This is a genomic window from Hoyosella sp. YIM 151337 (genome assembly GCF_026041215.1).
Classification (GTDB): Bacteria; Actinomycetota; Actinomycetes; order Mycobacteriales; family Mycobacteriaceae; genus Hoyosella.
In genome coordinates this window covers 372,609-398,572 of the sequence record NZ_JAPEIQ010000013.1, presented here as the reverse complement: position 1 = coordinate 398,572, position 25,964 = coordinate 372,609, and the positions used below count along the sequence as shown (strand labels likewise).

The 25,964-nt window shown below is 64.4% G+C and carries 20 protein-coding genes; 16 read left to right on the top strand and 4 right to left on the bottom strand.

The window, feature by feature from the left end:
* Window positions 1-103: 103 nt before the first annotated feature.
* The gene (locus ONR57_RS08005; RefSeq protein ID WP_265122622.1) at window positions 104-1,438 is read left to right on the top strand and encodes a nitrate/nitrite transporter; all 1,335 of its coding nucleotides are present in this window, start codon (window positions 104-106) and stop codon (window positions 1,436-1,438) included.
* Here the strand turns inward: ONR57_RS08005 and ONR57_RS08000 are convergent.
* On the bottom strand, window positions 1,421-1,846 hold the full coding sequence (locus ONR57_RS08000; protein WP_265122621.1) for a hypothetical protein: 426 nt from the start codon (window positions 1,844-1,846) through the stop codon (window positions 1,421-1,423). The genes ONR57_RS08005 and ONR57_RS08000 overlap by 18 nt on opposite strands.
* Before the next feature lie 248 nt (window positions 1,847-2,094).
* Here ONR57_RS08000 and ONR57_RS07995 point away from each other — a divergent pair, with 248 nt between their 5' ends.
* A complete protein-coding gene (locus tag ONR57_RS07995; RefSeq protein WP_265122620.1) occupies window positions 2,095-2,961 on the top strand; it encodes an Fpg/Nei family DNA glycosylase in 867 nt (288 codons plus the stop codon).
* Window positions 2,962-2,980: 19 nt separating this feature from the next.
* Here ONR57_RS07995 and ONR57_RS07990 read toward each other — a convergent pair whose 3' ends face one another.
* A complete protein-coding gene (locus ONR57_RS07990; RefSeq protein ID WP_265122619.1) occupies window positions 2,981-3,880 on the bottom strand; it encodes a neutral zinc metallopeptidase in 900 nt (299 codons plus the stop codon).
* Between the two features lie 147 nt (window positions 3,881-4,027).
* Here ONR57_RS07990 and aspS point away from each other — a divergent pair, with 147 nt between their 5' ends.
* The 4 genes from aspS (at window position 4,028) to ONR57_RS07970 (ending at window position 10,500) form a co-directional block, all read left to right on the top strand.
* Window positions 4,028-5,815, top strand: a complete 1,788-nt coding sequence (aspS, locus tag ONR57_RS07985; protein WP_265122618.1) for an aspartate--tRNA ligase — start codon at window positions 4,028-4,030, stop codon at window positions 5,813-5,815.
* 26 nt (window positions 5,816-5,841) lie between these two features.
* Window positions 5,842-8,370 (top strand): circularly permuted type 2 ATP-grasp protein, encoded by a 2,529-nt coding sequence (locus ONR57_RS07980; protein ID WP_265122617.1) that lies wholly within the window; start codon window positions 5,842-5,844, stop codon window positions 8,368-8,370.
* A complete protein-coding gene (locus ONR57_RS07975) occupies window positions 8,367-9,281 on the top strand; it encodes a transglutaminase family protein (RefSeq protein WP_265122616.1) in 915 nt (304 codons plus the stop codon). Before ONR57_RS07980 ends, ONR57_RS07975 begins: the two co-directional genes overlap by 4 nt.
* Window positions 9,282-9,360: 79 nt before the next feature.
* Window positions 9,361-10,500 (top strand): phosphotransferase family protein, encoded by a 1,140-nt coding sequence (locus ONR57_RS07970; protein WP_265122614.1) that lies wholly within the window; start codon window positions 9,361-9,363, stop codon window positions 10,498-10,500.
* On the opposite strand, the gene ONR57_RS07965 is transcribed toward ONR57_RS07970, so the two are convergent.
* Both ONR57_RS07965 and ONR57_RS07960 read right to left on the bottom strand, forming a co-directional pair.
* Window positions 10,497-11,798 carry an alkaline phosphatase family protein gene (locus ONR57_RS07965; protein ID WP_265122613.1) on the bottom strand — a complete coding sequence of 434 codons (1,302 nt, stop codon included), beginning with the start codon at window positions 11,796-11,798 and terminating at the stop codon, window positions 10,497-10,499. The genes ONR57_RS07970 and ONR57_RS07965 overlap by 4 nt on opposite strands.
* Window positions 11,795-13,453, bottom strand: coding sequence for an alkaline phosphatase (locus ONR57_RS07960; protein ID WP_265122612.1), 1,659 nt, complete (start codon window positions 13,451-13,453; stop codon window positions 11,795-11,797). Before ONR57_RS07960 ends, ONR57_RS07965 begins: the two co-directional genes overlap by 4 nt.
* A gap of 97 nt (window positions 13,454-13,550) precedes the next feature.
* Here ONR57_RS07960 and ONR57_RS07955 point away from each other — a divergent pair, with 97 nt between their 5' ends.
* The 10 genes from ONR57_RS07955 (at window position 13,551) to ONR57_RS07910 (ending at window position 25,879) form a co-directional block, all read left to right on the top strand.
* Window positions 13,551-14,927, top strand: coding sequence for a replication-associated recombination protein A (locus ONR57_RS07955; protein WP_265122610.1), 1,377 nt, complete (start codon window positions 13,551-13,553; stop codon window positions 14,925-14,927).
* A gap of 106 nt (window positions 14,928-15,033) precedes the next feature.
* The gene (alaS, locus tag ONR57_RS07950; protein WP_265122609.1) at window positions 15,034-17,703 is read left to right on the top strand and encodes an alanine--tRNA ligase; all 2,670 of its coding nucleotides are present in this window, start codon (window positions 15,034-15,036) and stop codon (window positions 17,701-17,703) included.
* Window positions 17,703-18,215: a Holliday junction resolvase RuvX gene (gene ruvX / locus ONR57_RS07945; RefSeq protein WP_374116412.1), complete on the top strand. Its 513-nt coding sequence runs from the start codon at window positions 17,703-17,705 to the stop codon at window positions 18,213-18,215. The genes alaS and ruvX overlap by 1 nt, the downstream gene beginning before the upstream one ends.
* Entirely contained in the window at window positions 18,212-19,534 is a 1,323-nt protein-coding gene (mltG, locus tag ONR57_RS07940) for an endolytic transglycosylase MltG (RefSeq protein WP_265122608.1), read from the top strand. Before ruvX ends, mltG begins: the two co-directional genes overlap by 4 nt.
* Window positions 19,524-20,354, top strand: coding sequence for a shikimate dehydrogenase (locus tag ONR57_RS07935; RefSeq protein WP_265122606.1), 831 nt, complete (start codon window positions 19,524-19,526; stop codon window positions 20,352-20,354). The genes mltG and ONR57_RS07935 overlap by 11 nt, the downstream gene beginning before the upstream one ends.
* Window positions 20,355-20,357: 3 nt before the next feature.
* Window positions 20,358-20,831, top strand: a complete 474-nt coding sequence (locus ONR57_RS07930) for an A24 family peptidase (protein ID WP_265122604.1) — start codon at window positions 20,358-20,360, stop codon at window positions 20,829-20,831.
* Between the two features lie 63 nt (window positions 20,832-20,894).
* Window positions 20,895-22,127, top strand: coding sequence for a chorismate synthase (gene aroC, locus ONR57_RS07925; RefSeq protein WP_265122602.1), 1,233 nt, complete (start codon window positions 20,895-20,897; stop codon window positions 22,125-22,127).
* A 1-nt stretch (window position 22,128) separates the two neighbouring features.
* Window positions 22,129-22,800: a shikimate kinase gene (locus tag ONR57_RS07920; RefSeq protein ID WP_265122601.1), complete on the top strand. Its 672-nt coding sequence runs from the start codon at window positions 22,129-22,131 to the stop codon at window positions 22,798-22,800.
* Complete coding sequence (gene aroB, locus ONR57_RS07915) at window positions 22,797-23,909, top strand: 3-dehydroquinate synthase (protein WP_265122600.1); 1,113 nt, start codon at window positions 22,797-22,799, stop codon at window positions 23,907-23,909. The genes ONR57_RS07920 and aroB overlap by 4 nt, the downstream gene beginning before the upstream one ends.
* Before the next feature lie 95 nt (window positions 23,910-24,004).
* Window positions 24,005-25,879, top strand: a complete 1,875-nt coding sequence (locus ONR57_RS07910; protein ID WP_265122599.1) for an HNH endonuclease signature motif containing protein — start codon at window positions 24,005-24,007, stop codon at window positions 25,877-25,879.
* The last annotated feature ends 85 nt before the right edge of the window (window positions 25,880-25,964 follow it).

Below are 25,964 nucleotides of genomic sequence, written 5' to 3'. Positions count from 1 at the left end.
ACGACATCGAATCTGGTGCCCGCGCGGGCGATATGCATTCCGCCGGCAAACCAAGCATGATTACGTGTGTGGTTAATGATTTTGTTGTTTTGTTAGTTCGCAGATGTCTGTGAAGGGAAAGAGTTCAGCCGGTCCCGGGGCCCTTCTTCGCGCACCACTGATCGTTTGGGGTGTCGGCCTTTTCGCGTACGTCGTGGCCGTCCTTAACCGGACCTCCCTCGGCGTCGCGGGCCTGGAAGCGACAACCCGGTTCGGCGTGTCGGCGGGAGTGCTGTCGCTGTTCGTCGTGCTGCAGGTCGTGGTGTATGCGGCGATGCAGATACCCTCGGGCGTGCTGCTCGACCGGTTCGGATCGCGTGCGATGATCACGACGGGTGCACTCATTATGGGTGCTGGCCAGATTGTGCTGGCGTTTAGCACCGACCTGCAGTGGGCGATCGCCGCGCGTGTGCTCGTAGGTCTCGGTGACGCGCTGATCTTCATCGCCGTCATCAGGCTAATACCCCAGTGGTTCTCGAACCGGAAAGTCCCGGTGATCACCCAGCTCACTGGCATTCTCGGCCAGAGCGGCCAGGTGCTGTCCGCAGTGCCGCTGCTATTCCTGCTGCGCGGGCCAGGCTGGCTGACGGCATACTTGTCGGTTGCGGCGCTGTGCGTGTTCGCCGCGGTTCTTGCGGTACTGATAATCCGCAACGACCCCTTCGGCCGGGAGGTGACGACACGTCCCGCGTCCTTGCGTGCGGTGGGGAAAACGATCTCCTCGGTGTGGGGGCAGTCTGGAACGCGCCTGGGCTTTTACGCCCACATGGGTACCTCGTTTTCCGGCAATGTATTCGTGCTCCTGTGGGGATTTCCGTACCTGGTGACGGCACAGGGCCTGAGCGAACCCGCGGCGAGCGTCTTGCTGACGATCTTCGTGGTCGCGACGATCGTGATCGGTCCAGGGGTGGGGGCACTAACGGCCCGGCACCCGCTGCGGCGATCCTGGCTTGTCATTGCAATCATCAGCGCGAATGTGGTGATGTGGACGGTCGTCCTGGCAATTCCGTGGCCCGCGCCTTACTGGGTTATCCTGCTGCTCGTCATCGCGATGGCAGCCGGTGGTCCAGGCTCGATCATCGGCTTCGATTACGCGCGTACCTTCAACGATCCGCGCACGCTCGGCATCGCACAGGGAATGGTAAACCAGGGCGGCTTCAGTGGAACGCTCGTCACGGTCGCGGCGGTCGGCGTGGTGCTGACGTTCTTCGGCGAGTATTCTGCGGAAGCGTTCCGCGCCGCCTGGCTCGTCCAGTACCCGATCTGGGCGATCGCGATTACCGGCGTGCTGGTGACGCGCAGAAAGACACGGAAAGCACTCGCCGCGCAGGGCATTTATCCGCGCAGAATCCGCGATGTGCTGCGTCGCCGCGCGCGTACGTCAAGCGGCGACGCGTAGATCCTCCAGTTGAAGGCGGCGCAGCGTGCTGTTGAACATCAGCTTGCTGTTGGACGCAAAAAGCTGGGTGGCCTCCGTGGCGCGCGCGATAACGGGCACTGTCACCCAATCCAGCTGCCCGGCGAAGATGTACCAGCCGCCGCGGTTGTCGGGGGTGTGCCGAAGGTAATACCGCAGCCCAGAGGGATACCTGCGGTACGGACCGTGGACGGCGATGACCTTGGTGCCCTGTCGCGCAAGGTAATTGCCAGGGGCAGCGCTCAACGGATCGAGCCGCTGTCCAAAAAACTGCGCTGCGATGGACTCCGCTCGTGTCGGCATCTCGCGCGCAACTCGCCGGATCAGCGTGTTCGGCAGGCGCACAGCGTCGCATAGGGTGCTCTTTCGCACCGAGACCGGCAATACCATGGTCCCCCCTCTAGTAGCGCAACCGGATTGTGGTTGCGGTCGCGTGAACCAAAGTCCCCAACGGTTGGTGTTCCGAATCGATCCGGGGCTATAACTACGATGGTATTTCATGGGACGCTCTTCGAGCCGTGGCACACACGGATTCAAATTAAAAGTCTGCTAATAATTTGGTAATGCCACCGGCGTTTTGACCGGCGAATTGCGCGATTGCGCTTTTCGTGCGTCTCGACCGAAGGCAGACTGAGAAGGTGCCAGAACTTCCCGAAGTCGAAGCCATCGCTCACTTCCTGCGGGAACATGCCGTAGGTACTGCAATCACGCGAGTTGATGTCAGCCAGATCAGCGTGCTGAAGACCTTCGATCCGCCGCCGACAGAACTGCACGGACGCGAGATAACTGCCATACAACGGTTCGGAAAGTACCTCGCGGTCGAATGCACGCGTGCTGACGAGGCGCTGTACCTGGTCTTCCACCTCGCCCGGGCGGGCTGGCTGCGCTGGTCGGACGCGATATCCGCGGCGGCGCCGAAGCAGGGGCGGGGCCCGATCGCGATGCGAATCCACCTGGCCAGTGGCAGCGGCCTCGACCTGACGGAAGCCGGCACGAAGAAGAGCCTCGCGGTGTGGGTCGCTCGCGACCCGCACGACCTCGCGCAGATAAGCCGGCTCGGTCCCGACGCGCTGGACGTGACCGAAAAGGACCTGAGCCGGCTCTTGGCCGACTCAACCGCACGGTTGAAGACCTTCCTCACTGACCAGTCGGTCGTGAGCGGTGTCGGCAACGCGTACTCAGACGAAATACTGCATGTCGCGAAGTTGTCACCCTTCGCGCAGGCGAACTCGCTGTCGGCGGACGCGGCTGCCAGTCTGCATCAGGCGCTTTACAGCGTTCTATCCGACGCTGTAGCAAGGTGTGTCGGCGAGGACGTCGCGCGGCTCAAAGGGGAGAAACGATCGGGCTTGCGCGTGCACGCGCGCACTGGGCTGCCATGCCCGGTCTGTGGTTCGTTGGTGCGGGAGGTGTCGTATGCGGACCGCTCGTTCCAGTACTGCGCGCAGTGTCAGACTGGCGGCAAGATCCTCGCTGACCGCCGGATGTCTCGGCTGCTCAAATAGCCTCGAACCGCGAACGCTTTCAGAGCTCGGGGGCGCTGAAGGTGTCACACGCGGCGATGCTACCGGTCTCGTACCCGCGTGTGAACCAGCGCTGACGCTGTTCCGCCGACCCGTGCGTCCACGATTCGGGGTTAACCTGGCCGGTAGCGGCGTGCTGGATGCGATCATCGCCCACCGCCTCCGCTGCGGATAGGGCGTCAGCGATGTCCTGAGCCGTAAGCGGCAGCAGATACGGTGCCGTTTCACCCGGCATTGGTGTTTTGTCGGCGTGATGCGCCCACAGTCCTGCGTAGCAGTCAGCTTGCAGTTCGGTCCGGACTGCGCCGGAGCCCGGACCGCGTGGGTCGGTACGGGACCGATCTAGATCTCCCATCAGGTGCTGAATGTGGTGGCCGAACTCGTGCGCAACGACGTACTGCTGTGCGAGTGGGCCGGACGACGCGCCGAACTGCCGGCTGAGCACGTCGAAGAAGGACGTGTCGAAGTATGTTGTCTGATCGGCGGGGCAGTAGAAGGGCCCGACCGCGCTCGTCGCGTTTCCGCACGCCGTGCCCACGGATGCGGTGAATAACGTGACACCCGGCGGCTCGTACTGCAGCCCAGTGTGGGGGAGCGCAACCGACCAGATCTGATCAAGGCTGTGGGCCGTCGCGACGATCCGGCAGTTGACGTCCTCGTTCGCTGCGGCGCCGGAAACGCAATGCGATACATCGGGCGCGCCCGCAGTGCCCGCGCCTGGAGCGCCGGGTTCAGTGAGTCCAGGGACCTGGCTAGGGTCGCCGCCAGTCAGGAGGATGACTGCGAGGATGATCAGCGCGCCGATGCCGCCGCCGCCAACCACAAGCGTCGTTCCTTGCTTGCCGCCGCCACGGGTGCGCACGCGCCGGGGATCCGTGCGAGCGTTCGGGTTGAACGTCATCAAACTAGTTTTCCATGGCGTCCGCGCAATGTGATCCTGATGGTGTTACTCGTGACGCACGGTCCCAGCTTCGAGGGTCGGTAAAACAGGCTCTAGGATCGTATGGAGCCATGCGCTCTCGCTCGTGCAAATTGAGGAAGGATCCCTGTGCTTCGCACTCATCTGGCCGGTTCGCTTCGCGCTGAACACGGCTCGCAGACAGTCACCCTTGCTGGCTGGGTGGCGCGGCGCCGCGACCACGGCGGTGTGATTTTCATCGACTTCCGTGATGCGTCAGGCGTGTGCCAGGTGGTTTTCCGGGATGAAGCGATTCTTGAGCGGGCCCACCGGCTGCGCTCCGAATTCTGCATCAGCGTCACCGGGATCGTCGAAATGCGCCCCGAGGGCAACGCGAACTATGAGATCCCGACCGGAGAGATCGAGGTGAACGCCACGTCTCTTGAGGTTCTCAACGAGAGCGCGGCGCTGCCATTCCAGCTAGACGAGGAGCATGTGGGCGAGGAGACGCGCCTGCGCTACCGCTACCTTGATCTGCGGCGCGACGCCCCTGGTGAGGCGATCCGGCTGCGTTCGCGCGTCAACGCCGCCGCTAGGGGTGTGCTGGCACGGCACGAGTTCGTCGAAGTGGAAACGCCGACGCTGACCCGGTCGACCCCCGAGGGTGCGCGCGACTTCCTGGTACCAGCGCGGTTGCAGCCCGGCAGTTTCTACGCGTTGCCGCAAAGCCCGCAGCTGTTCAAGCAGCTGCTCATGGTCGCGGGCGTCGAACGGTACTACCAGATTGCCCGCTGCTACCGGGACGAGGATTTCCGTGCGGACCGCCAGCCGGAGTTCACCCAGCTCGACCTGGAGATGAGTTTCGTGCGGCAGGAGGATGTCATTCTCCTCGCGGAGGAGATCCTCGCCGCGCTGTGGAAGCTCATCGGCTACGAAATCGAAACGCCGATCCAGCAAATCACCTACGCGGAGGCGATGCGCCGTTACGGCACCGACAAGCCGGACTTGCGCTTCGGTCTCGAACTCGTCGAGTGCACCGACTTCTTCAAGGACACACCGTTCCGTGTATTCCAGGCGCCGTACGTCGGCGCGGTGGTCATGCCGGGCGGTGCGAGCCAGCCGCGGCGTCAGCTCGACGCCTGGCAGGAGTGGGCCAAACAGCGCGGTGCTAAAGGCCTGGCGTATGTGCTTGTCGGGGAAGACGGCACCCTCGGTGGCCCGGTCGCGAAGAACCTGTCGGAGGCCGAGCGTGAGAAACTTGCCGCGCATGTCGGCGCGGAGCCGGGCGACTGTGTCTTTTTCGGTGCGGGCAGTCCGAAAACTTCCCGCGCCCTGCTTGGGGCCGCGCGGGTCGAGATCGCGAAGCGTACCGGCGCGCTCGATGAGAGCGCGTGGTCGTTCGTATGGGTAGTGGACGCCCCGCTATTCGAACCAGTCGAGGAGGCCACAGCCTCTGGTGACGTCGCCCTGGGATACAGCGCCTGGACTGCGGTGCACCACGCGTTCACCTCACCGAAGCCGGAATGCGTGGACACGTTCGACACCGACCCTGGCTCGGCGCTCGCCTACGCCTACGACATCGTGTGTAACGGCCATGAGATCGGTGGCGGCAGCATTCGTATCCACCGGCGTGACGTGCAAGAGCGTGTCTTCAAAGTCATGGGCATCGCAGCCGAGGAAGCGCAGGACAAATTCGGCTTCCTCCTCGACGCGTTCAAGTTCGGTGCACCGCCGCACGGCGGTATCGCGTTCGGATGGGACCGCATCGTCGCGTTGTTGTCAAAGTCTGACTCCATCCGTGACGTTATCGCGTTCCCCAAGACGGGCGGTGGGGTCGATCCGCTGACCGATGCGCCGGCGCCGATCACCGAGCAGCAGCGCAAGGAATCGGGAATCGATGCGCGTCCCGCTCGCAAAACAACCGGAGATAAGCAATAACTGAGCCGGGAAGTGACACAGCTGCGATGAATGAGGCGACCCCGGCGGGCGATTTGAACGAGGCTGACTCGATTCTCGCGCTTGGCGGCGACGGCCTGCGCCGCCTGCGCAGCCGCGTTCGGCGGCTCGTCGCGAATGACGGAATCACTTTCGCTGATGAAGGCACGTCCTGGAATCTCGACCCGATCCCGGTAGCGCTGGACCCGGCACGGTGGCGCCATCTGGAAACCGCGCTCGCGCAGCGCGCGCGGATCCTCGATGCGCTGCTGTCAGATATCTACGGCGAGCAACGCGTGATCAGCGAAGGATTGGTGCCGCCGGAACTTGTGTACGGCCACCGCGGGTATCTTCGTGCCGCCCACCCCGTTATTTCGGCGGGCAGTGGCTCGGGTACACCCTCGCTGTTTCTGTACGCCGCCGACGTAGTGACCCTCGAAGGAGGTGAGTTCGCCGTCGCCGCTGACCGGGCACAAGCCCCGGTGGGAGTGGGATATGCGCTCGCGGACCGCAAAGTCCTCGCACGCGCGATGCCGCAGCTGTACCAGCGGTCAATGCCGCGCCCCCTCGCGTCGTTCGTGCAGGTCATGCGCGTAGCGCTCGCATCCGTCGCGCCTGGACACATTTCTGATCCGCTGGTGGCGATCCTCAGCCCAGGGCCGGAAAGCGCGGCGTCGTTCGACCACGCTTTCCTGGCGTCAGTGCTGGGTTACCCGCTCGTCGAAAGCTCGGATCTGACTGTCCGTGAGGGCAGATTGTGGATGCGGGCCCTAGGCAAGCGGTTGCCGATCGATGTGGTGGTCCGGTTCGTCGACGCGCCCGCTACGGATCCGCTCGATCAGCGATCGGCTGCGCGCACCGGCGTGGCCGGGCTCACCGAGATGGCGCGCCGCGGCGCCGTGACCGTGGTGAATCCGGTGGGTTGTGGCGTCGTCGAAAGCTTTGCGCTCAGTTCGTACCTCCCCGAGATCGCGCGGGTCTTGCTTGACGAGGACCTGATACTGCCAGCGGTACCGGGATGGTGGGCGGGCAGCCGCGAAGGAATCACCGTCTTCCGCGAGCGGTTGAGCGATGTCGTTGCCGAAAACATACGAACCGGTGAGGTATACACCGGTGCCGACCTGAGCCGGGCACAGCGGGACGAGTTGCTGGCAAGGGTTGAGGCTGAATCCTGGCAATGGTGCGCCCAGGCCCGACCGGAACTGGCGCGGGAACCGGTCGTCAGTGCAACTGGAGGGATTGCCACGGCACCTGTGACGATGCGTTTGTTCTCTGTGGCCCAGCGCGCTGGGTTCACCGCGATGGCGGGCGGTTTCGCCCATGTTCCGATCGAGTCGTCAGCAGGCGTAACGGTGCCCGGGATCGGGGCGGCCAAAGACATCTGGGTGCAGGCAGAAAAGCCGGCGGAGGGGGCTCACGTCGCGCCTGCGGGCGTCGAGACCGACGCCGCACTCGCACTCACGGCGGCCCAGCACGGCTTGCCTTGGGAGGGGGTGAGTTCGCCCCGTGTGCTCAGTGACCTCTACTGGCTAGGCCGCCACGCGGAGCAGGCTGAGGACATGGCGCGCTTGCTGGGTGCGGTTCGCGAACGTTACCAGGACTACCGCTTTCGGCCGTGGCTGCCGGGCAGTCGCTCACTCACTGTGCTGATCACTGCGCTGAGCGCGGTCGCGGGTTCGGCGGCAGACGGCGATCCCGTGACAGCGGACGGCGCGAAGTCACCCGGTGATGGGGCTGCCGCGGCGGCGCTTGCCGAAATGAGTTCGCTGACAGGCGATCCCGACCGTGTCGGTTCGCTTGCGTATGCGGTGCGCCGACTCGAGTCAGCGGCACGGGGTGTGCGCGACCAGTTATCGGTCGATACCTGGATGGTGCTGACAGGCGTGCGCGAAGCGATCAGCGAATACACCGAGGACGAAACCGAAGACCCGGTGGTTATGGCGTCCGCGCATACCGCGGTGCTGCATGGCATGCTCGCGCTTGCCGGACTGGGTGCCGAATCACTGGTGCGCGATCCTGGCTGGTACCTGATGGACATTGGCCGTCGCATTGAGCGCGGCCTGCAATTGACGCGCTTGATACAAGCGTCCCTTGTGACGCGGCTGCCTGCTCCGTCGGAGCAAGCTGTTATCGAGTCGGTGCTGCTCGCGTGCGAGTCGTCGGTGATGTATCGCCGCCGACAGCACGGCGTGGTGCGCGTCGCGCCCATGACCGAGCTTCTGGTATTTGACGGCGCGAATCCGCGTGCGCTGCTGTATCAGCTAGAGCGGCTCCGCGACGACTTTGCGGGCTTGCCCGAAGAAGCTGTGCCCGTCCGCGTCACCCGGTTGTTAACCGACCTCGTTACGCATGTTCGCCGAGCTGAACCAGCGGCCCTGGAAGCAGCCGACGAGAATGACACTAGAGCGGCGCTTCGGTCGCTCATGCAGGAGCTCGGCAGTGGGCTTGAAGAGCTGTCGCACATTGTGCTCTCCAGTTTGCTGGCACCCCCCGTGGACATGCAGCCGCTCTGGGGCTCGTCTGAGATCAGGGACTCGCCGAGCGGGGTGACGGTGTGAGCACCCGGTTGTACGACGTCACCCACATCACCACTTACACGTATCCCGAGCAGGTTACGTCGTCCTACGGGCGTGGTTACCTGACCCCGCTGGAACTCCCCGAACAGCGACTCCTTGACCACACGGTCACAGTGGCACCTGAACCGTCAGACCGGTCGTTCATGAAGGATGTCTACGGCAATACAGGGTTCTATTTTCATGTCACTTCCGGTCACACGGAACTGGTTGTTACGGGCCGTTCCCGGGTGGAAGTGGACGCACCGGCCGCCGACCACCTGACCATCGGCCCCGCGGGTGCGCCGTGGGAACTATCTCGGCCGGTGGGCAAAGCCGCTGCGCGCGCAGTTGAGTTCCGTCTCGACAATGACCCCCCGGAGATCGGCGAGCTAGTCTCGGAGTACGCCGCGGAGACATTCACACCCGGGCGTCCGCTCGGCGACGCCGTGTGGGATCTCACGCATCGGATCTACACCGACTTCACGTACCACTCCGGCTCTACGACGGTGTCGACACGTGTCGCTGAAGTGATGAATCGCCGCGCGGGCGTGTGTCAGGACTTTGCGCGGGTCGCGATCGCGTGTTTGCGTTCGCAAGGCCTCGCAGCGAGTTATGTTTCGGGCTATCTGGCAACGACGCCGCCGCCTGGAAAAGAGCGCATGGTCGGTGCGGATGCGACGCATGCGTGGGCTGCGGTGTGGCTGCCTGGCGGGACCTGGCTGGCGTTTGATCCGACTAACGACCAGTTCGCCGATGAGCGGTATGTGACGGTCGCGCGGGGACGCGATTTCGTTGATGTGTCACCGCTGCGCGGGATCATTTACACGCGCGCGAAAACCAGCTCCATGTCGGTATCGGTGGATGTCGCCCCGACGGCGAATGAGGAGACCGTACCCATTGCTTCGGTTCCGTGAAGACGTGACTTCGAGAAGTTCCTGAGAGCCCACTGAGGTGACGGAAATGCCGGGAAAAAAACAGGTAGCCTGGTAGGCGATGACCGCACTAATAACTAATCCAGCGACGGCCGTCGTGGCTGCTGCCCAGAGCGTTCTGGCGAAGCGTTACGGCGTGAACGTCCTTCTCACCGACCCGGAGGACTTGGGGGGAAGCGGTCAAGCAGTCGTTCTTCGCGTGCGCGTCGCTGAAAGCCCGATCCGGTTGCCCCGGACCCTCATCGTCAAGCAAATGTGGGACTCACACGAAAGCGGTGTGGAAGGCTTCATCCGGGAGGCCGTGTCTTACCAGTTCGCGAATTCCCTTGCGCGCGGGCAGCGCCCGGGGCCGGAACTTCTTGCCCACGATCTCAGCCAGCGACTGCTTATTCTGTCCGACCTCGGTGACGCGCGGACGCTTGGAGTGCTGCTGACAGGGGAGAACCCTGCGTCGGCTACGCACCTGCTGATGGCGCTGGCCCAGTCACTCGGACGCATGCATGCGGTCACCGCAGGCCGCGCGGACGATTTCGGCGCGCTGCTTCGGCGCGCGCGCGGCACGCTGTCACCGCAGGCGAACACGGACGACATGAGTGCGGCGCTACCATCGGTGCCCGCACTGCTCAGCGACGAACTTGGCGTCAGTACACCACCCGAAGTCTTGTCCGCGGTTGAGTCTGCATCTCAGATGTTCGCTCGCGGTTCGTTCCGTGCCTTCACACCGGCGGACCTGTGCCCCGACAACATCGTTGTCAACACAGACGGAGTGAAGTTCCTCGACTACGAATGGGGCGGCTTCCGGGATGCGACGCTCGATTTGGGCTGCATGCTGGTGTCCTTCCCACAATGTTTGTGCGATTTGGGCCTCACCGTGGAACAGTCGGACGCCATGGTCGAGGCGTGGCGCGCTGAGATTGCCGGTTTGTGGCCGCAATTGCTAGACGACGACGTGCTCTATCCGCGATTGCTTGACGCACGCATGCTGTGGGTGTGGCTTTCCACGGCATGGCACCTGCCAGATAACTATGCGCGACGCGCCATCGAGCGCGACCATGCACTTGCCGTTCCGCCCGCGCAGGCACTGGCGTCACGGTGGGCGGGACTGGCGCTTGCGGCTGATCAGATCGGTGCTGATGCGATCGCCGAGCATGCCGATCGCGTCATGGATGCCCTGAACCGCCGCACTGGTTTCCCAGGCTAGAAGCCGGGCAGTACCCGGCCGTCAAATCCGCCGCCCGGCGCACCGAGGCCGAACAGTGCGGCGACAGTCGGCGCCACATCCATCGTGGTAACGGGGGCAGTGAACGTGTCGCCGCGCGGTACCACCGCATGGCCGCCGGTTGCGATCAGCGGAATCGGCAATGTGACGTCATGTCCGTGATTGCCCGGAATGGGATTCGACAGCACGGTGGGATCCGTGAAGCGCCAGCCCGGGTGGCAGAACGCAACGACGTCACCCGCACGTTCGCCGAGATCTGTGGCCGTGGCGTCAAACGTGGCGGCGACGCCCGCGTGGCCGTCGGCGATTGCCCGCATGCGCGCGACCGCATCAGCGCGCTGATGTGCTGGGCCTGTCCAGTAGAACAGCGATGCGCCGCCGTTGTCGGAGATACGCGTGTTATCGCGAAGCAGCGGATCAAGCGAAAACGGGACTTGCAGACTGATGAGCGACAGCGGCGCCGACCAGTCCATGGAGTGGTCCGCAACGACGATCACAACGCTTGACTCCCATACGCCCGCCTCGTGCAAGTAGGTGACGAACCGGCCAAGTTGTGCATCGGTATTGCGCACTGCCGCGGTACGTGCGTAGCGAAAACCTGTGCCGGTGACGTCGATGTGACCGACCCGATCCACGTCACCGAGATTCGTGAACGTCAACCGGGGCTTGTGTTCCCGCATGACGTCGAGCAGTGCGTCCATCGTGAACTGATCCGGCGCGTGATCAGTCAGCGGCAGCAGCGGCTCCGGCGACCAGTGTGCCGACGCTTGGCCCTTGAACAGGCCATAAAGATAGTCTTTCGACATGATGCTGGCCGTAGTCAAACCCAGCCCGGTGCGAACCATGTCGAGCACAGTGGGTGCGGAAAGGTCATCAGGCCGGTCGAGATACCGGAAGCGGCCTTCGGCACGGTCGTAGATTTTGTTCGCCGGCACACCATTGCGCGCGGGCGTGACGCCCGTCATCATCGCGGCGTGGTTGGGGAGCGTCTCGGCGATCTGTATCGCGTTCGCGGTGACATAGCGGCCGCCCTCGCGGGACAGCCGTGCCAGCACTGGCATCAGGTCCGCGTTCACTTCGTCGACGCGGAGACCGTCGACGACGATGACGTGGACCGACATTGCTGTGCGACTGCCCGACGGTGAAGCAGCGGCAGTGCGACTGAGTGTCGCACCAGCGGCGAGCGCACCTGAGCCGGCGATCAAAGTGCGGCGGCTGACTCCGGCACGCGTTGTGGCGGGGGAAGAGCGAGATGCGGCAGCAGGCATAGTGTACGTCACGGCCTTCCGGGTTGATATGCGGCGGGATCCAGAACGACGGCGGGCTCAACGACGGCGCTGCCGTGCCGCGTACGCCGCGACAGCGCATGCCGCACGCTCGCACCCGGATCAGCGACATGGCTTACGTAGTACCAATCCATCTGCACTTGTTCTGGGGTTACCTCGCACACGCCGTAGCCGTGCGAGTCGAGTTCGACGTCGCGTACATGCTGGTTGACCTGACGGATGGCGCCTTCAGCCGCGGGGCTGACGGTGCGCTCTGGTACTTGCAGAATGTCGTCGATATTTTTCGATGTCACGGAAGGGACAACGAACTCCACGGCGGCCGTACCCCCGGCTGGATAGTTCGCGGGATTGATTGGCAGTTCGTTGGCCCAGGTCGAGTGAATATCGCCGGTCAGGAACACGACGCTCGCCGGGCCGTTCGCGGTGATCGCCTCGATCACGCGGCGCCGGTCCGCCGTATACCCGTCCCACTGGTCGGTGTTGATGGGAATGCCGCCGCGCGGGATACCGAGCATCTCGGTGATCGCCGCAGTGGTGTCAGGTTCGAGTGGCGGCACGACGAGAGGAGCGATCATCACCGGATTGCCGACTAGCTGCCACCGCGCGGGAGAAGTTGTGAGTCCGGTGACAAGCCACGAGAGCTGGTCCGCTCCGGCGATCGTCCGGCCCGGCGCGTCAACGGCTGGCCACTCGGCGACCCCCGGGGTTTCATCCCGGTAGGAGCGCAGGTCGATCATCGATAGTTCGCAGAGATCGCCGAACTGCAGCCGCCGGTAGAGCCTGTCACCCGCGGGACGCACCGGCAGCCATTCGAGGTATGCCTGCAAGGCGCTGCGGTAGCGGGTCGCCCAATCACCCTGCGTGGCGGGATCGTGATTCTCGGCCCCGCCGCGCCACGAGTCGTTCGCTGACTCGTGGTCGTCCCAGATTGGTATCCACGGCACCTCACGGTGCAGTCTCTGGAGATCCGGATCGGTCTTGTACTGCGCATGGCGGATGCGATAGTCGGCAAGGGTGACGATGTCATGCGACGGCTGGTGCGCGCGCACCGAACCATGTTTGCCGCCGTACTCGCCAACGCCATATTCGTAGAGGTAGTCGCCGAGATGGATAACCGCGTCGAGATCACCCCGGTCCGCGAGGTGCCGGTACGCCGAAAAGTACCCGGCCTCCCAGTTGGAGCACGACACCACTGCGAAGCGCAGCCGCGGCACCGGCGTCCCCGGCGCGGGAGCGGTGCGGGTTGTTCCGGTGTCCGATGTGCCGCCAAGTTCGCCGCCAGCGTGAAAGCGATAGAAGTACCTATTTGCGGGGGCAAGCCCGCTGACATCGACTTTCACGGTGTGGTCACGTTCCGGGCCGGTTGTGACGGTGCCCTGCGCGGCGACCTGAGTGAACGCCGGATCGCGCGCGAGCTCCCAGCGTACGCTCACTGGGGGGCCGATCCCGGACCCCGGCGCTGCCTCGGGGACGGGCGTGATCCGCGTCCAGATGACCACCCGATCAGGTAGCGGGTCCCCGGATGCGACACCGTGGCGAAACACAGGCCCTGGTTGCGCGAAGGCCCCATGCGGGTAGGTCACAGCGACAGCGCTGGCGCCAGAAAGCGCTGCTGCAGAGCGCAGCAGCGCTCGGCGTGAGATCACCATTCGTTTATCACACACCATGTCACGAAGACGTGCGCACCGAAGCGGGCGGATTCACCAAAAGTTTGGCTGACGTGCGAGCTCGGGTAACCTCGCACAGGTGAGCGAAGAGCTTGAAGACGGGCTGTTCAGCACAGCTGCCGACGAGCAGCGCCAGCCGCGTGCCGCGGGAGTGGGGCGCACCGAATTGCGCCCGCTTGCGGTACGAATGCGACCCGAGTCCCTCGAGGAAGTCGTGGGGCAGGCACACCTGCTTGGCCCAGCCTCGCCGCTGCGCCGCCTGGTCGAGGGCTCTGGCGCGGCGTCAGTGATCCTGTATGGCCCGCCCGGCACCGGCAAGACAACGATGGCCTCGCTGATATCGCAGGCGACGGGCCGCCGTTTCGAGGCGCTGTCGGCACTGTCTGCGGGCGTGAAAGACGTCCGCGGCGTCATCGATCTCGCGCGGCGGCGTCTCCTGAATGGCCAGCAAACGGTGCTTTTCATCGACGAAGTGCATCGCTTTTCCCGGACCCAGCAGGATGCGCTTTTGGCCGCGGTCGAGAACCGCACGGTGCTGCTGGTCGCAGCGACCACCGAAAACCCGTCCTTCTCGGTTGTCGCACCGCTCTTATCTCGCTCACTGATCTTGCAGTTGAAGCCGCTCGATGAGGCCGCGATCGGCCTGCTGATCGATCGTGCGGTCACCGACGAGCGCGGCCTCGCTGACACCGTGCGCCTGACGACTGACGCGCGTGCACATCTGATAGCGCTGTCGGCTGGGGACGCGCGACGTGCCCTCACCGCGCTCGAGGCCGCTGCCGAATCGGCGCTGGCCGGCGCGTCACCAGACGCCCAGCCCGCCGACGTCGACCTCGCCACCGTGGAGTCATCGGTAGACAAAGCAGCCGTTCGCTATGACCGGGACGGTGATCAGCACTACGACGTGATCAGCGCGTTCATCAAGTCGATCCGCGGTTCCGACGTAGACGCGGCGCTGCACTACCTTGCGCGGATGATCACCGCGGGCGAAGACCCGCGGTTCATCGCCCGACGGCTTGTGATTCATGCCAGCGAGGACGTCGGCATGGCCGATTCCACGGCACTGCAGACAGCAACAGCTGCGGCACAAGCCGTCCAGCTCATCGGGATGCCAGAGGCGGGGCTGACACTTGCGCACGCGACAATCCATCTTGCGACCGCACCCAAATCTAATGGCGTGGTTGCCGCGCTGAACGCCGCCATGCGCGACGTCGCTGCGGGCAAAGCCGGACCGGTACCAGCGCACCTGCGCGATGGCCACTACTCGGGCGCCCAATCGCTCGGCAACGCGGTCGGATACAAGTACCCGCATGATGTCGCCGAGGGTGTGCTGCGGCAGCAGTATCCGCCTGACGATCTGGTGGGCGTGGACTACTACCATCCGGCTGGTCACGGCCATGAGCGTGACCTTTCCGTGCGGGTGGCGAAGCTCCGCAAGATCGTCCGGGGCACGTAAGTGGCGCTGCGCCCACGGTTGGCGGGTGCACCGTCACCGCGCGGTACCCTGAACGGTGCGATTCAACCCGCACCAACAGTTTTCCCACATCGAGCGAGGATGAGCAGTGCAGACCCACGAGATCCGCAGACGCTTTCTTGACCATTTCGTCAAGGCCGGACACGTTGAGGTTCCCAGCGCGTCCCTGATCCTCGACGACCCGAATCTGCTGTTTGTCAACGCAGGAATGGTGCAGTTCAAGCCCTATTTCCTCGGTCAGCAGACGCCGCCTTATCCCACCGCGACAAGCGTCCAGAAATGCGTGCGCACGGGGGATATCGAAGAAGTTGGCAAGACGACCCGGCACAACACCTTCTTCCAGATGGCCGGAAACTTCTCGTTCGGTGACTACTTCAAAGAGGGCGCGATTCAGCACGCTTGGAAACTCATTACGGCGCCGCAGGAGGCAGGCGGCTATGGGTTCGATCCGGAGCGCATCTGGGTGACGGTGTATGAGGATGACCCCGAGGCGGCTGAGATCTGGGAACGCATCGTGGGCGTTCCCAAAGAACGCATCCAATACCGTGATGGCAAAGACAACTACTGGGATATGGGTGTGCCGGGCCCGGGCGGACCGTGTTCTGAGATTTATTTCGACCGTGGCCCGGAGTATGGGAAAGAAGGCGGCCCCGTCGCGGACGAAGATCGCTATCTCGAGATCTGGAACCTCGTGTTCATGCAGGATGAGCGGGGGGAACTCAGTCCCAAAGAAGGCCATCCACCGATCGGGGAGTTGCCGAAGAAGAACATCGACACCGGCATGGGTGTCGAACGTGTCGCGCTGTTGCTTCAAGGTGTCGACAACGTTTACGAGACGGACCTTGTTCGCCCGGTCATCACGAAGGCTGAGGAGCTCACGGGCCGCACGTACCACGTCGGGGTCCACGAGGACGATGTACGGTTCCGGGTGATCGCTGACCACGCCCGCACGGCCGCCATGCTGATCGCCGACGGCGTGAATCCCGGTAACGATGGACGCGGTTATGTGCTGCGCAGGCTGCTGCGCCGGATAGTGCGCGCCGCCCGACTCCTGGGAGCGACGCGGCCGGTCATGCCGGACTTCATGAAGGTAGTAAGCGATACGATGGCGCCGTCATATCCGGAACTGGCGACGGATTTTGCGCGTATCGAACGTGTCGCGTCAGGTGAGGAAGCAGCTTTCCTCCGCACACTCGACACGGGTTCGCGCCTCTTCGAGACAGCGGTGGGGGATGTGAAGGCACAAGGCGGCACCGTGTTAAGCGGTAGCGAAGCTTTCACGTTGCACGACACGTACGGCTTCCCGATCGATCTGACGCTCGAGATGGCCAGCGAAGCGGGCCTGACGGTCGACGAGGCAGGCTTCCGCACGTTGATGGCCGAGCAGCGCGACCGCGCGAAAGCTGACGCCGCAGCCCGCAAGCAAGCCCACGCTGATGAGGGTGTGTACCGCGACTTGCTCGACCGCTGGCCCACCGAGTTCACCGGATATAACGAGCTGAACTCCGAGGCGAAAGTCCTCGGCCTCATCGCTGCCGGTGCCCGGGTGCCGACAGCAGGCGCAGGCGAGGAGATCGAACTTGTGCTCGATCGCAGTCCGCTCTACGCCGAGTCCGGCGGCCAGCTTGCGGATCGGGGCCGTATCACGGCGCCAGGACTGCGACTGCGCGTCAACGACGTTCAGAAAATAGGCAAGCGGCTGTGGGTTCACAAAGTGACAGTCGAAGAGGGTGAGGTCACAGAAGGCGCTGAGGTCTTGGCCCAGGTCGACGCTGATTGGCGGCGCGGCGCTACCCAGGGGCATTCCGGCACACATCTGGTGCACGCGGCACTGCGCCAGGTGCTTGGCCCCAACGCCGTCCAGGCTGGATCGCTCAACAAACCCGGTTACCTCAGGTTCGATTTTTCCTGGCAGGGCGGGCTTTCTGAGGCTGCGCGGCAAGAGATCGAGGAGGTCACCAACCAGGCTGTCCTCGCCGACTATCCGGTAAACACGTTCATCACAGACCTGCCGAAGGCGCGGGCTATGGGGGCGCTGGCGCTGTTCGGCGAGAACTATGGCGACCGGGTGCGGGTTGTCGAAATGGGCGGCCCGTTCTCGATGGAGTTGTGCGCGGGCACCCATGTTGCGAGCTCTTCTCACGTCGGACCCGTGACGATTCTGGGCGAGGGTTCCGTGGGTTCGGGTGTGCGCCGTGTCGAAGCGTACGTCGGAATGGATTCCTACCGGCACCTTGCCCGGGAACGCGCGCTGCTCGCAGGTGTCGCGACCGCCCTGCGAGTCGCTCCAGATGAGGTACCTGCACGGGTGGAAGCTCTCGTCGACCGGCTGAAAACGGCCGAGAAAGAACTTGAAAAACACCGCGCGGCTGCGATTCTCGCCTCCGCTGGAACTCTGGCGGCTGCCGCTGAGCGTGTTGGTGGTTTGCTGGTCGTCGCTCAGAACGCCCCGGCCGGCGTGAGTCCTGGCGACCTGCGCACGCTCGCGGCGGATGTACGCGGCAGGCTCGGCCCGCAGCCGGGCGTCGTTGCGCTGTTCAGTGTCGCCGACGGAAAAGTGCCCTTCGTGGTTGCCACAACACAGGGTGCCCGTGATCTTGGTGTGCGGGCTGGTGATCTGGTGCGTGAGTTTGCGTCCCACATCAACGGCCGAGGGGGCGGGAAACCAGATATGGCCCAAGGCTCGGGCAGTGAGCCGGGCGGTATCGACCAGGCAATCGCGCACCTGCGCGCAGCGATCGCGGCGCGGGCCAGCTAGTGGCGGGACTGGACGGGATCATTCCTGATCGTCCGGGTTCCGATGATCCAGGGCGCGGCAGACGGATCGGCATTGATGTTGGCTCGGTCCGGATCGGGGTTGCGGCGAGTGACCCCGACGGGATTCTCGCGTCCCCAGTCACCACCGTGACACGCAACACACGCGACGTGTCCGATTCCCGGGATCTTGACGCGATTGCTGCCATCATCGAGGAGTACAGCGCCGTCGAAGTCGTCGTGGGCCTGCCGCGCACCTTGCGTGGCGAACGGGGCCGTGCCGCCGAAGCGGCGCTGACGTTCGCCGAGCAGCTCCGGGATCGCATCCAGCCGGTCCCCATCCGGCTGTCCGACGAGCGTATGACCACCGTGACGGCGCAGCGTGACCTGCGTGCGGCCGGGAAGAAGGCGAAGCAACAGCGTGACGTGATCGATCAGGTGGCAGCGGTCGCGATACTGCAGGGATGGCTCGACGAACGCGCGCGCCATCAACCCACAACGGAGGATCGTGCGTGAACGACTATCGAGGACATGAGCCAGTTGGGGCCAAAGGCGGTTCCGCTGGATCTGCGCCCGAGGATTGGGACACTGCGGACTACGGACTCGAACGGGCGGAGCCTGAGTGGGTAGGTGCGGAAGGCAGCGGCACTCCGCAGCATGTGCGCCGGCGTCGTGAACTCGAGCGAAACCGCCGTCGGCGCCGCAACATGCTGGTCTTCGGACTGATCGTGGTGCTGTTGCTCGCGGGTGTGGTGTACATCGGCGCGATGATTCTCGATGGCCGGCGCCCGGCACCCGTCCCGGACTACACGGGCAGCGGTGTGAGCGACATCGTGGTGCGCGTGCAACCAGGGGACTCCGGCTCCGACATCGCGGCTACCCTGCTGGAGCGGGACGTGATTATGAGCACGAGCGCGTTCATGACAGCAGCGCACGGCCGTGACGACATCGCCGCCATTCAGCCTGGCTATTACAAGGTGCGTACTCAGATCCCGGCAGCAACTGCAGTCGACATGCTCACTGATGGCGATAACCGCGTTGGTTCGTTTGTGATCCCCGAAGGGCGAAAACTGCACTCGTCCACCGCAGTGACAGGAGGCCATGTCACCGCCGGCATTTACGCGATGATCGCGCGGGCGAGTTGCGTCGAACTTGATGGCACCGAAACGTGCCTCACGGAAGACGAGCTCCGCAGCGCAGCCGCAAATGCAGATTTGGACAGCCTGGGCGTGCCGGACTGGGCGCGCGCTGAAGTAGCCCGCGCCGAAGACCCCGAGCGGCGCATCGAGGGACTTATCCGCGCTGGTCAGTGGGATGTTGACCCCGACGCATCAGCCGTCGAAATCCTGGCTGAACTCATCACACGCAGCGCCCGCGCCTACGAGCAGACCGGCATTCTCGAGGCAAGCCAGACCGTCGGCGTCAGCCCGTATGAAATGCTGACGATCGCATCTCTGCTCGAGCATGAGGCACTGCCCGGCGACTTCAGCAAGGTCGCCCGCGTGATTCTCAATCGTCTTGACGCCGGGATGCGTCTGGAGTTCGATTCGACTGTCAATTACGCGCTTGACGAGATCGAAATTGCCACCACCGACGCAGCGCGCCAGGAACGCACGCCGTGGAATACCTACGCTATGGAAGGGCTGCCGCAGACTCCGGTGTCGTCGCCCAGTATCGAAGCGCTGCAGGCGGTAGAGAATCCTGAAGATGGAGACTGGCGCTTCTTTGTAACCATCGACTTCGACGGCACGACGGTGTTTACGGACACCTTTGATGAGCACCTGCGAAACGTGCAGATCGCGATCCGGAACGGGGTGCTGGCGAGTGGCCGATAGGGGGCCTGCGCGCAAGGCGGGTGTGCTCGGGAGTCCCATTTCGCACTCACGGTCACCACAGCTGCACCTTGCCGCGTACCGTGCGCTCGGGCTGACCGACTGGACCTACGAGAGAATTGAGTGCCGCGCTGGCGAATTGGCGGGCATTGTGTCGCACCTTGGACCCGAATGGGTGGGGGTCTCGGTGACAATGCCGGGCAAACTCGAAGCCCTGGAGTTCGCCAGCGAGCGGACGGTTCGCGCCGTTGCGGTGGGGTCAGCGAACACCCTGGTTCGCACGGATACTGGATGGCGCGCAGACTGCACCGATGTGGACGGTGTCACTGGCGCTCTGGCGGACCTCGGACTTACCGATCTTTCCTCTGGCCCGGCCGTCGTGATCGGTGCCGGGGGCACAGCGCGTCCTGCGCTGGTGGCGCTCGCCGAACTGGGAGCACGTGGTGTGTCGGTGGTTGCGCGCGACGAAGGTCGCGCGCAAGGCGCACTCGGCTGCGGCGCAGCGGCTGGTCTCGAGATTTCGTATGCGCCGTTCGCGGCCATCGCGGAACTCGCGCAAGAGGCCAGTGTCCTCATCAGTACGGTGCCAGCGGATGCATTGGGGGAGCACATCGAAGCTGCTGCACATGCGAGCCGCGTTCTCGACGTTATCTATCACCCGTGGCCGACCCCGCTCGCCACCGCCGTCGAGCAGCGCGGTGGTGCGGTGGTAGGCGGTCTCTCGATGCTGCTGAATCAAGCCTTCGGCCAGGTGGAGCAGTTCACTGAGATGCCAGCGCCGCGCGCCGAAATGGCCGCCGCGCTGAACCATGCGATGCAATAACTGATGGTCCCGCTGGCGCTGACAGCGCTGCCATGGATGGCGGCGCTGTGTACTTACGACTGGCGCAGCCGCCGCCTGCCGAACTGGTTGACCATCCCTGGGGCGGGATTGATCATGGCGGCTGCCGCGTTTGGCGGTTATGGGCTTTCCGCTCTTGCGGGCGGCGCGGCGCTCGCCGCGCTGTACCTTGTAACACATCTGGTATCGGCCCGCGGGATGGGTGCGGGCGATGTGAAACTCGCCCTCGGGATTGGTGCTCTGACCGGCACTTTCGGGTCAGCGGCGTGGTTCCTGTCAACGATCATGGCACCGTTGTTCACCGTGGCGGCGGGGTTGCTCGTTTTGCGGCGGTCTGAACCGGAGTCCCCAGGGGTGTCTGCGGTAACAGCGGCACGCCGTATACGCTTGCCACACGGCCCCTCAATGTGTGCAGCTGCCGTCGTAGCGATCGCGATCGCTGTGGCGGCAGGTGAATAGCGAGCGGGTGGCATCGCCGCCGCGAGCGAGACGATGCTGGAATGGTCCTCAACTCGTGGGAAGATGAGACACGTGCTGCGCTGGATAACTGCCGGAGAATCACATGGACCTGCCCTCGTGGCCGTGCTGGAAGGCATGGTCGCGGGAGTGGACGTCACTTCATCTGATATTGCTGAGCAACTCGCACGCCGCCGCCTCGGCTACGGGCGTGGTGCGCGCATGAAGTTCGAGGCAGATCAGGTGACGATCCTCGGCGGAGTCCGGCATGGCAAGACGCTGGGCGGCCCCATTGCGATTCAAGTCGGGAACACCGAATGGCCCAAATGGGAACAGGTGATGTCCGCCGACCCTGTTGATCCTGAAGTGCTGAACGATCTTGCACGCAATGAGCCGCTGACACGCCCGCGCCCGGGTCACGCTGATTTCGCGGGCATGCTGAAATACGGTTTCGAAGACGCGCGTCCCGTGCTCGAGCGAGCTAGCGCCCGCGAAACCGCGGCTCGTGTCGCCTTAGGTACTGTGGCTCGCCGGTTCCTGAAGCAGGCACTCGGTGCAGACGTCGTTTCCCACGTTGTGGCAATTGGCACTGCGGCCTCGACCGCCGAGGCATTGCCGGCAGCTAGCGACCTCGGGTCCATCGATGAGAGTCCGGTGCGTGCGTTCGACCCGGATGCGGCCGACGCGATGATCAAGGAAATCGAAGCGGCAAAACGGGCCGGTGACACACTCGGCGGTGTCGTTGAGGTCGTCGTTCATGGTCTTCCCATTGGAATCGGTTCGTTCATCAGTGGTGCTGATCGCCTTGACGCGCGTCTGGCCGGGGCGCTCATGGGTATCCAGGCGATTAAGGGTGTCGAGATCGGTGACGGTTTCGAGACTGCGCGGCGCCGGGGTTCTGCGGCGCACGACGAGATGGTCCCGGGCCCGGATGGCGTACTGCGCCTATCGAACCGGGCCGGAGGCCTTGAGGGGGGCATGACGAATGGGCAGCCGCTGCGTGTTCGCGCTGCCATGAAGCCCATCTCGACGGTGCCACGGGCGCTGAAGACGATCGACATGAGTTCCGGCGCCGAGGCTGTCGCCATCCATCAGCGCTCTGACGTGTGCGCGGTGCCTGCAGCCGGAGTAGTTGCGGAGGCAATGGTGGCACTGGTTGTCGCGCAGGCAGTGTGCGAGAAGTTCGGTGGTGACTCGCTGACCGAGACACGCCGTAATGTCGAGTCTTATCAACTGGTGGTAGAGGAGCGCATGCGCTGGGAAGCAGCGCGCAGCGAAACTGCAGGAGAAGCGATCTGAGGTGCCGCCACGCGCGATCTTGATCGGTCCGCCCGGCGCGGGGAAGTCGACCATCGGCCGACGTCTCGCGTCGGGCCTGGGGGTGCCCTTTTTCGATACAGACACCGCCATTGAGCGGGAAACAGGCCGGACGATCAAGGATATCTTCGCTAACGAGGGCGAATCCCATTTCCGCAAGATCGAAGAGGATGTGGTTGGCCGGGCGATCACTGAGCAATCAGGCGTGGTGTCACTCGGCGGCGGTGCGGTGCTGTCGCCCCGCACCCAAAACGCGCTGCGCGGCCACACCGTGATCTATCTCGAGATTACCGTCGCTGAAGGGCTGCGCAGGACCGGTGCGAACAAGAACCGGCCACTGCTTGCCGGTGACGATGCGGCAGCCAAATATCGCGCGCTGATGAAACGGCGCCGGCCAATCTACAAAAAACTCGCCACACTGCGCGTCCGCACGAATGGCCGCAGCCCAGGGCGATCTGTGCAGTACATTCTGCGACGGATCGACCCCGAAGGCCAGCCGCGCAGCCGCTGGCCCGTGTCGATGCGTCCTGCGCGCCCGCCCAGCAGGCCGCAGCCGCGCGAATCGAATCCGAACCAGCGCCCCCAACCGGGCGGCGCGGATGAGCCCGATGCGCCTGAGGCGCCAAGCCCACAGACGATGGAGGACAGTCGGTGACCGAGCCAGTGAAGGTGGAAGTCCAGACGGAACGCCCGTACCCCGTAGTAGTTGGGCGCGGCCTGCTGGGGGACATCGTCGAACGCTTACGGGGCACATCTACGATCGCGATCTTCTACCAGCCAACGCTCGCGCAGACGGCTGAAGCGTTGCGCGCTGAACTTGAAAAGGGTGGAGCGGACGCTCACCGGATCGAAATCCCAGACGCGGAGGACGGCAAGGAACTCGCAGTCGCTGGGTTCTGCTGGGAGGTACTTGGACGCATCGGGGTATCACGCAGTGACGCGATCATAAGCCTTGGTGGCGGCGCCGCAACCGATCTGGCTGGCTTCATCGCGGGCACGTGGATGCGGGGCGTCAAAATCGTTCACGTGCCGACAACACTCCTCGCGATGGTCGACGCGGCTGTCGGGGGAAAAACCGGCATCAACACCGAGGCCGGCAAGAATCTGGTCGGTGTGTTCCATGAGCCCGACGCAGTCTTCGTCGACCTTGCCACACTCGAATCGCTGCCCCGGAATGAAATTGTCGCGGGTATGGCGGAGGTCATTAAGACGGGATTCATCGCAGATCCCGTGATCCTGGACCTGATCGAGCGGGATCCAGAGGCCGCACTTGATCCGAAAGGTGATGTGCTGCCCGAGCTGATTCGCCGCTCGATTCAGGTGAAGGCCGACGTGGTGTCGGCTGACCTGCGCGAGTCGAGCCTTCGAGAGATCCTTAACTACGGCCACACGCTGGGGCACGCTATCGAGCGGCGCGAACGCTACCGCTGGCGGCACGGAGCGGCCGTCGCTGTGGGTATGGTGTTCGCCGCGGAGCTCGGGCGTTTAGCGGGCAGGCTTGACGACGAAACCGCGGACCGGCACACACGAATTCTGCGGGCTATAGGATTGCCGACGGCGTACGAAGATGGCGTTCTCGACCAGCTGATGGAAGGGATGCGTTCAGACAAGAAGAACCGGGCGGGCATGCTTCGTTTTGTAGTACTTGACGGATTGGCCAAGCCCGGTCGCCTCGAGGGGCCGGACCCCGCGTTGCTCGCCGCCGCGTATTCAGTGGTCGCTCGGCAGGACGGCACGACTCGAAGCGGGTCTGTATTGCTATAGCCAATCCCGATTCCGAAACGAATCCGCCACACCCCGGGCTCATCACCGCCCGGGGTGTGGCGTTTTTGTCGGTGGGCGGGAGTAGAGTCGCTCATATGTTCGATACGTTGGTGGGGGCGCTCGATGGCGTAGGGAGCGGGGGGTTTGCGGGTGTCGATGATGCGGGAGTGATAGAAGTGGCTGCGGTGTGGCATCGGCTGGAAGGAGTCGTTGCGGAGCGGACGCTGGCTGCGGTGGCAGAGGTATTTCGGCGTTTCCAGGTGGAGGCTGCTGAAGCTGCGGGTGGTGTTGCCGACGAGTGGGTGGTGGTGGATGCGTTTGATCGGGCGGAGGCAGAGATTGGGGCCGCGCTGGGCATTGGGCGCCGCGCGGCGGGGGGCTTGGTAGGGCTTGCTGATGCGCTCGCGAGGCGGTTGCCTGGGACGCGGGCGCTGCTAGCTGCAGGGGTGTTGTCGGTGTACCAGGCGCGCCAACTTGAGTCGTTGACGGCGAATGTGGGTGATGAGGTGATTGAGGAGGTGGAGCGGGAGGTCTTAGAACGTGTGGTGGCTGGTGGTGCGGTGGCCTCGGGCCGGCGGTTGCGGGACATGGTGGATCGGGTGATTGTGGCGCGGGATCCGGAGGGGCTGCGGGTGCGGCGTGAGCGTGCGCAGCAGGATCGGTACGTGCAGGTATCTGCGGCAGAGGATGGGATGGTGTCGCTATTGGGCAGTTTGCGTGCGGACGAGGGCCGGTTCCTGGATGCGCGGCTGTCGGAGATGGCGAAGCAGGTGTGTGCGGGTGATCCGCGAGGGTTCGCGGTCCGGCGCGCGGACGCGCTGGTGGCGTTGATGCACGGGGAAGACCGGCTGGGGTGCCGGTGCGGTAGTGAGGACTGTCCGGCGGGCGGGGCCGTGCCGCCGCCGGCCCGGCGAAAACCGCTCATTCATGTGATTACCACGGACACTGCCGTCAGCTACGCCAGCGCCAGTAGGACGAACGGCGCCCGCAGTGCAGGCAGAACGGCTGTCGAGGATGCTAGCCCGGCACAGTTTGAGCCGAGTCTCGAACCACACGAGGCAGACCCTGAGCCGCCTGATGCGGACGGACTCGGGTATCTGGATGGGTACGGTCTGATTGATGGTGCGTTCGTCCGGGAACTCGCTGCAGGCGGGGTTATCCGCGCGCTGCGTTTCGGTGGCGATGGCGAGCCGGGCGACTCTAGTGACGGGGATGGTCACAGCGACGACAGTGGGTCGCTGCGGTACCGGCCGCGTGAGGAAGTGGGGGATGCCGCGCGCGCGTTGCATGGGGGCTGTCTGTGGCCGCAGTGTGATGGCGCGGCGTGGGAGTGTGACCTTGACCATCACGAGGCTTTCGATCGTGAAGAGCCAGACGCGGGGGGCCAGACGGTGCTGGACAATCTCGGGCCGTTATGCCGGGGCCACCACACGCACAAAACATCTGGTGGCTGGAGGATCGAACGCTCCAGTTGTGGTGCGCTAGTTCTGATCGCGCCGAGTGGGCTGAGCTACACGGTGTATCCGCACGGTCCGGTCAGCCTGCTCACTGAACCCGGCACCTCCGCTGTTAGCGGTGCGGCGAACAGCGGAGGTGCCGGCAACGGTAACCCCGCGTGCGCGGCGGAGGTACCGGGCCAGCCAGGCACCGAAATCCGGACGAGTGTGGATGCCCCGAATGTGGATGATGCCCGCGAGGATCCCCCCAATTACTGCACTTCGAATAACTGTGCCCCCACTAACTGTGCCCCGATAGACGCTCCGATCAGCGACACTCCCGCACGCGAAACTGACCCGAAAAGCGGCGAGTCCCGCAGCTGCCGGAAGCAGCCCATCGTCCCGCTAATGAAACGAACGAAAAACCGGTCACGGATGCAGAACCGGGCCGCGCGTATCCGCCGGGAGCGAAACATGAACCGCGCCGCCCGCCAGCAGCGAGAAGACAGCGCCGGCACCGAGCCCCCCTTCTAACACCCACCACACCGAGCAGGCGGGGCGACCACTCCGCCCGCTCACGCTTGCCCACAGTAGAAGCGAGGTCACCGAGGCCGTGCTG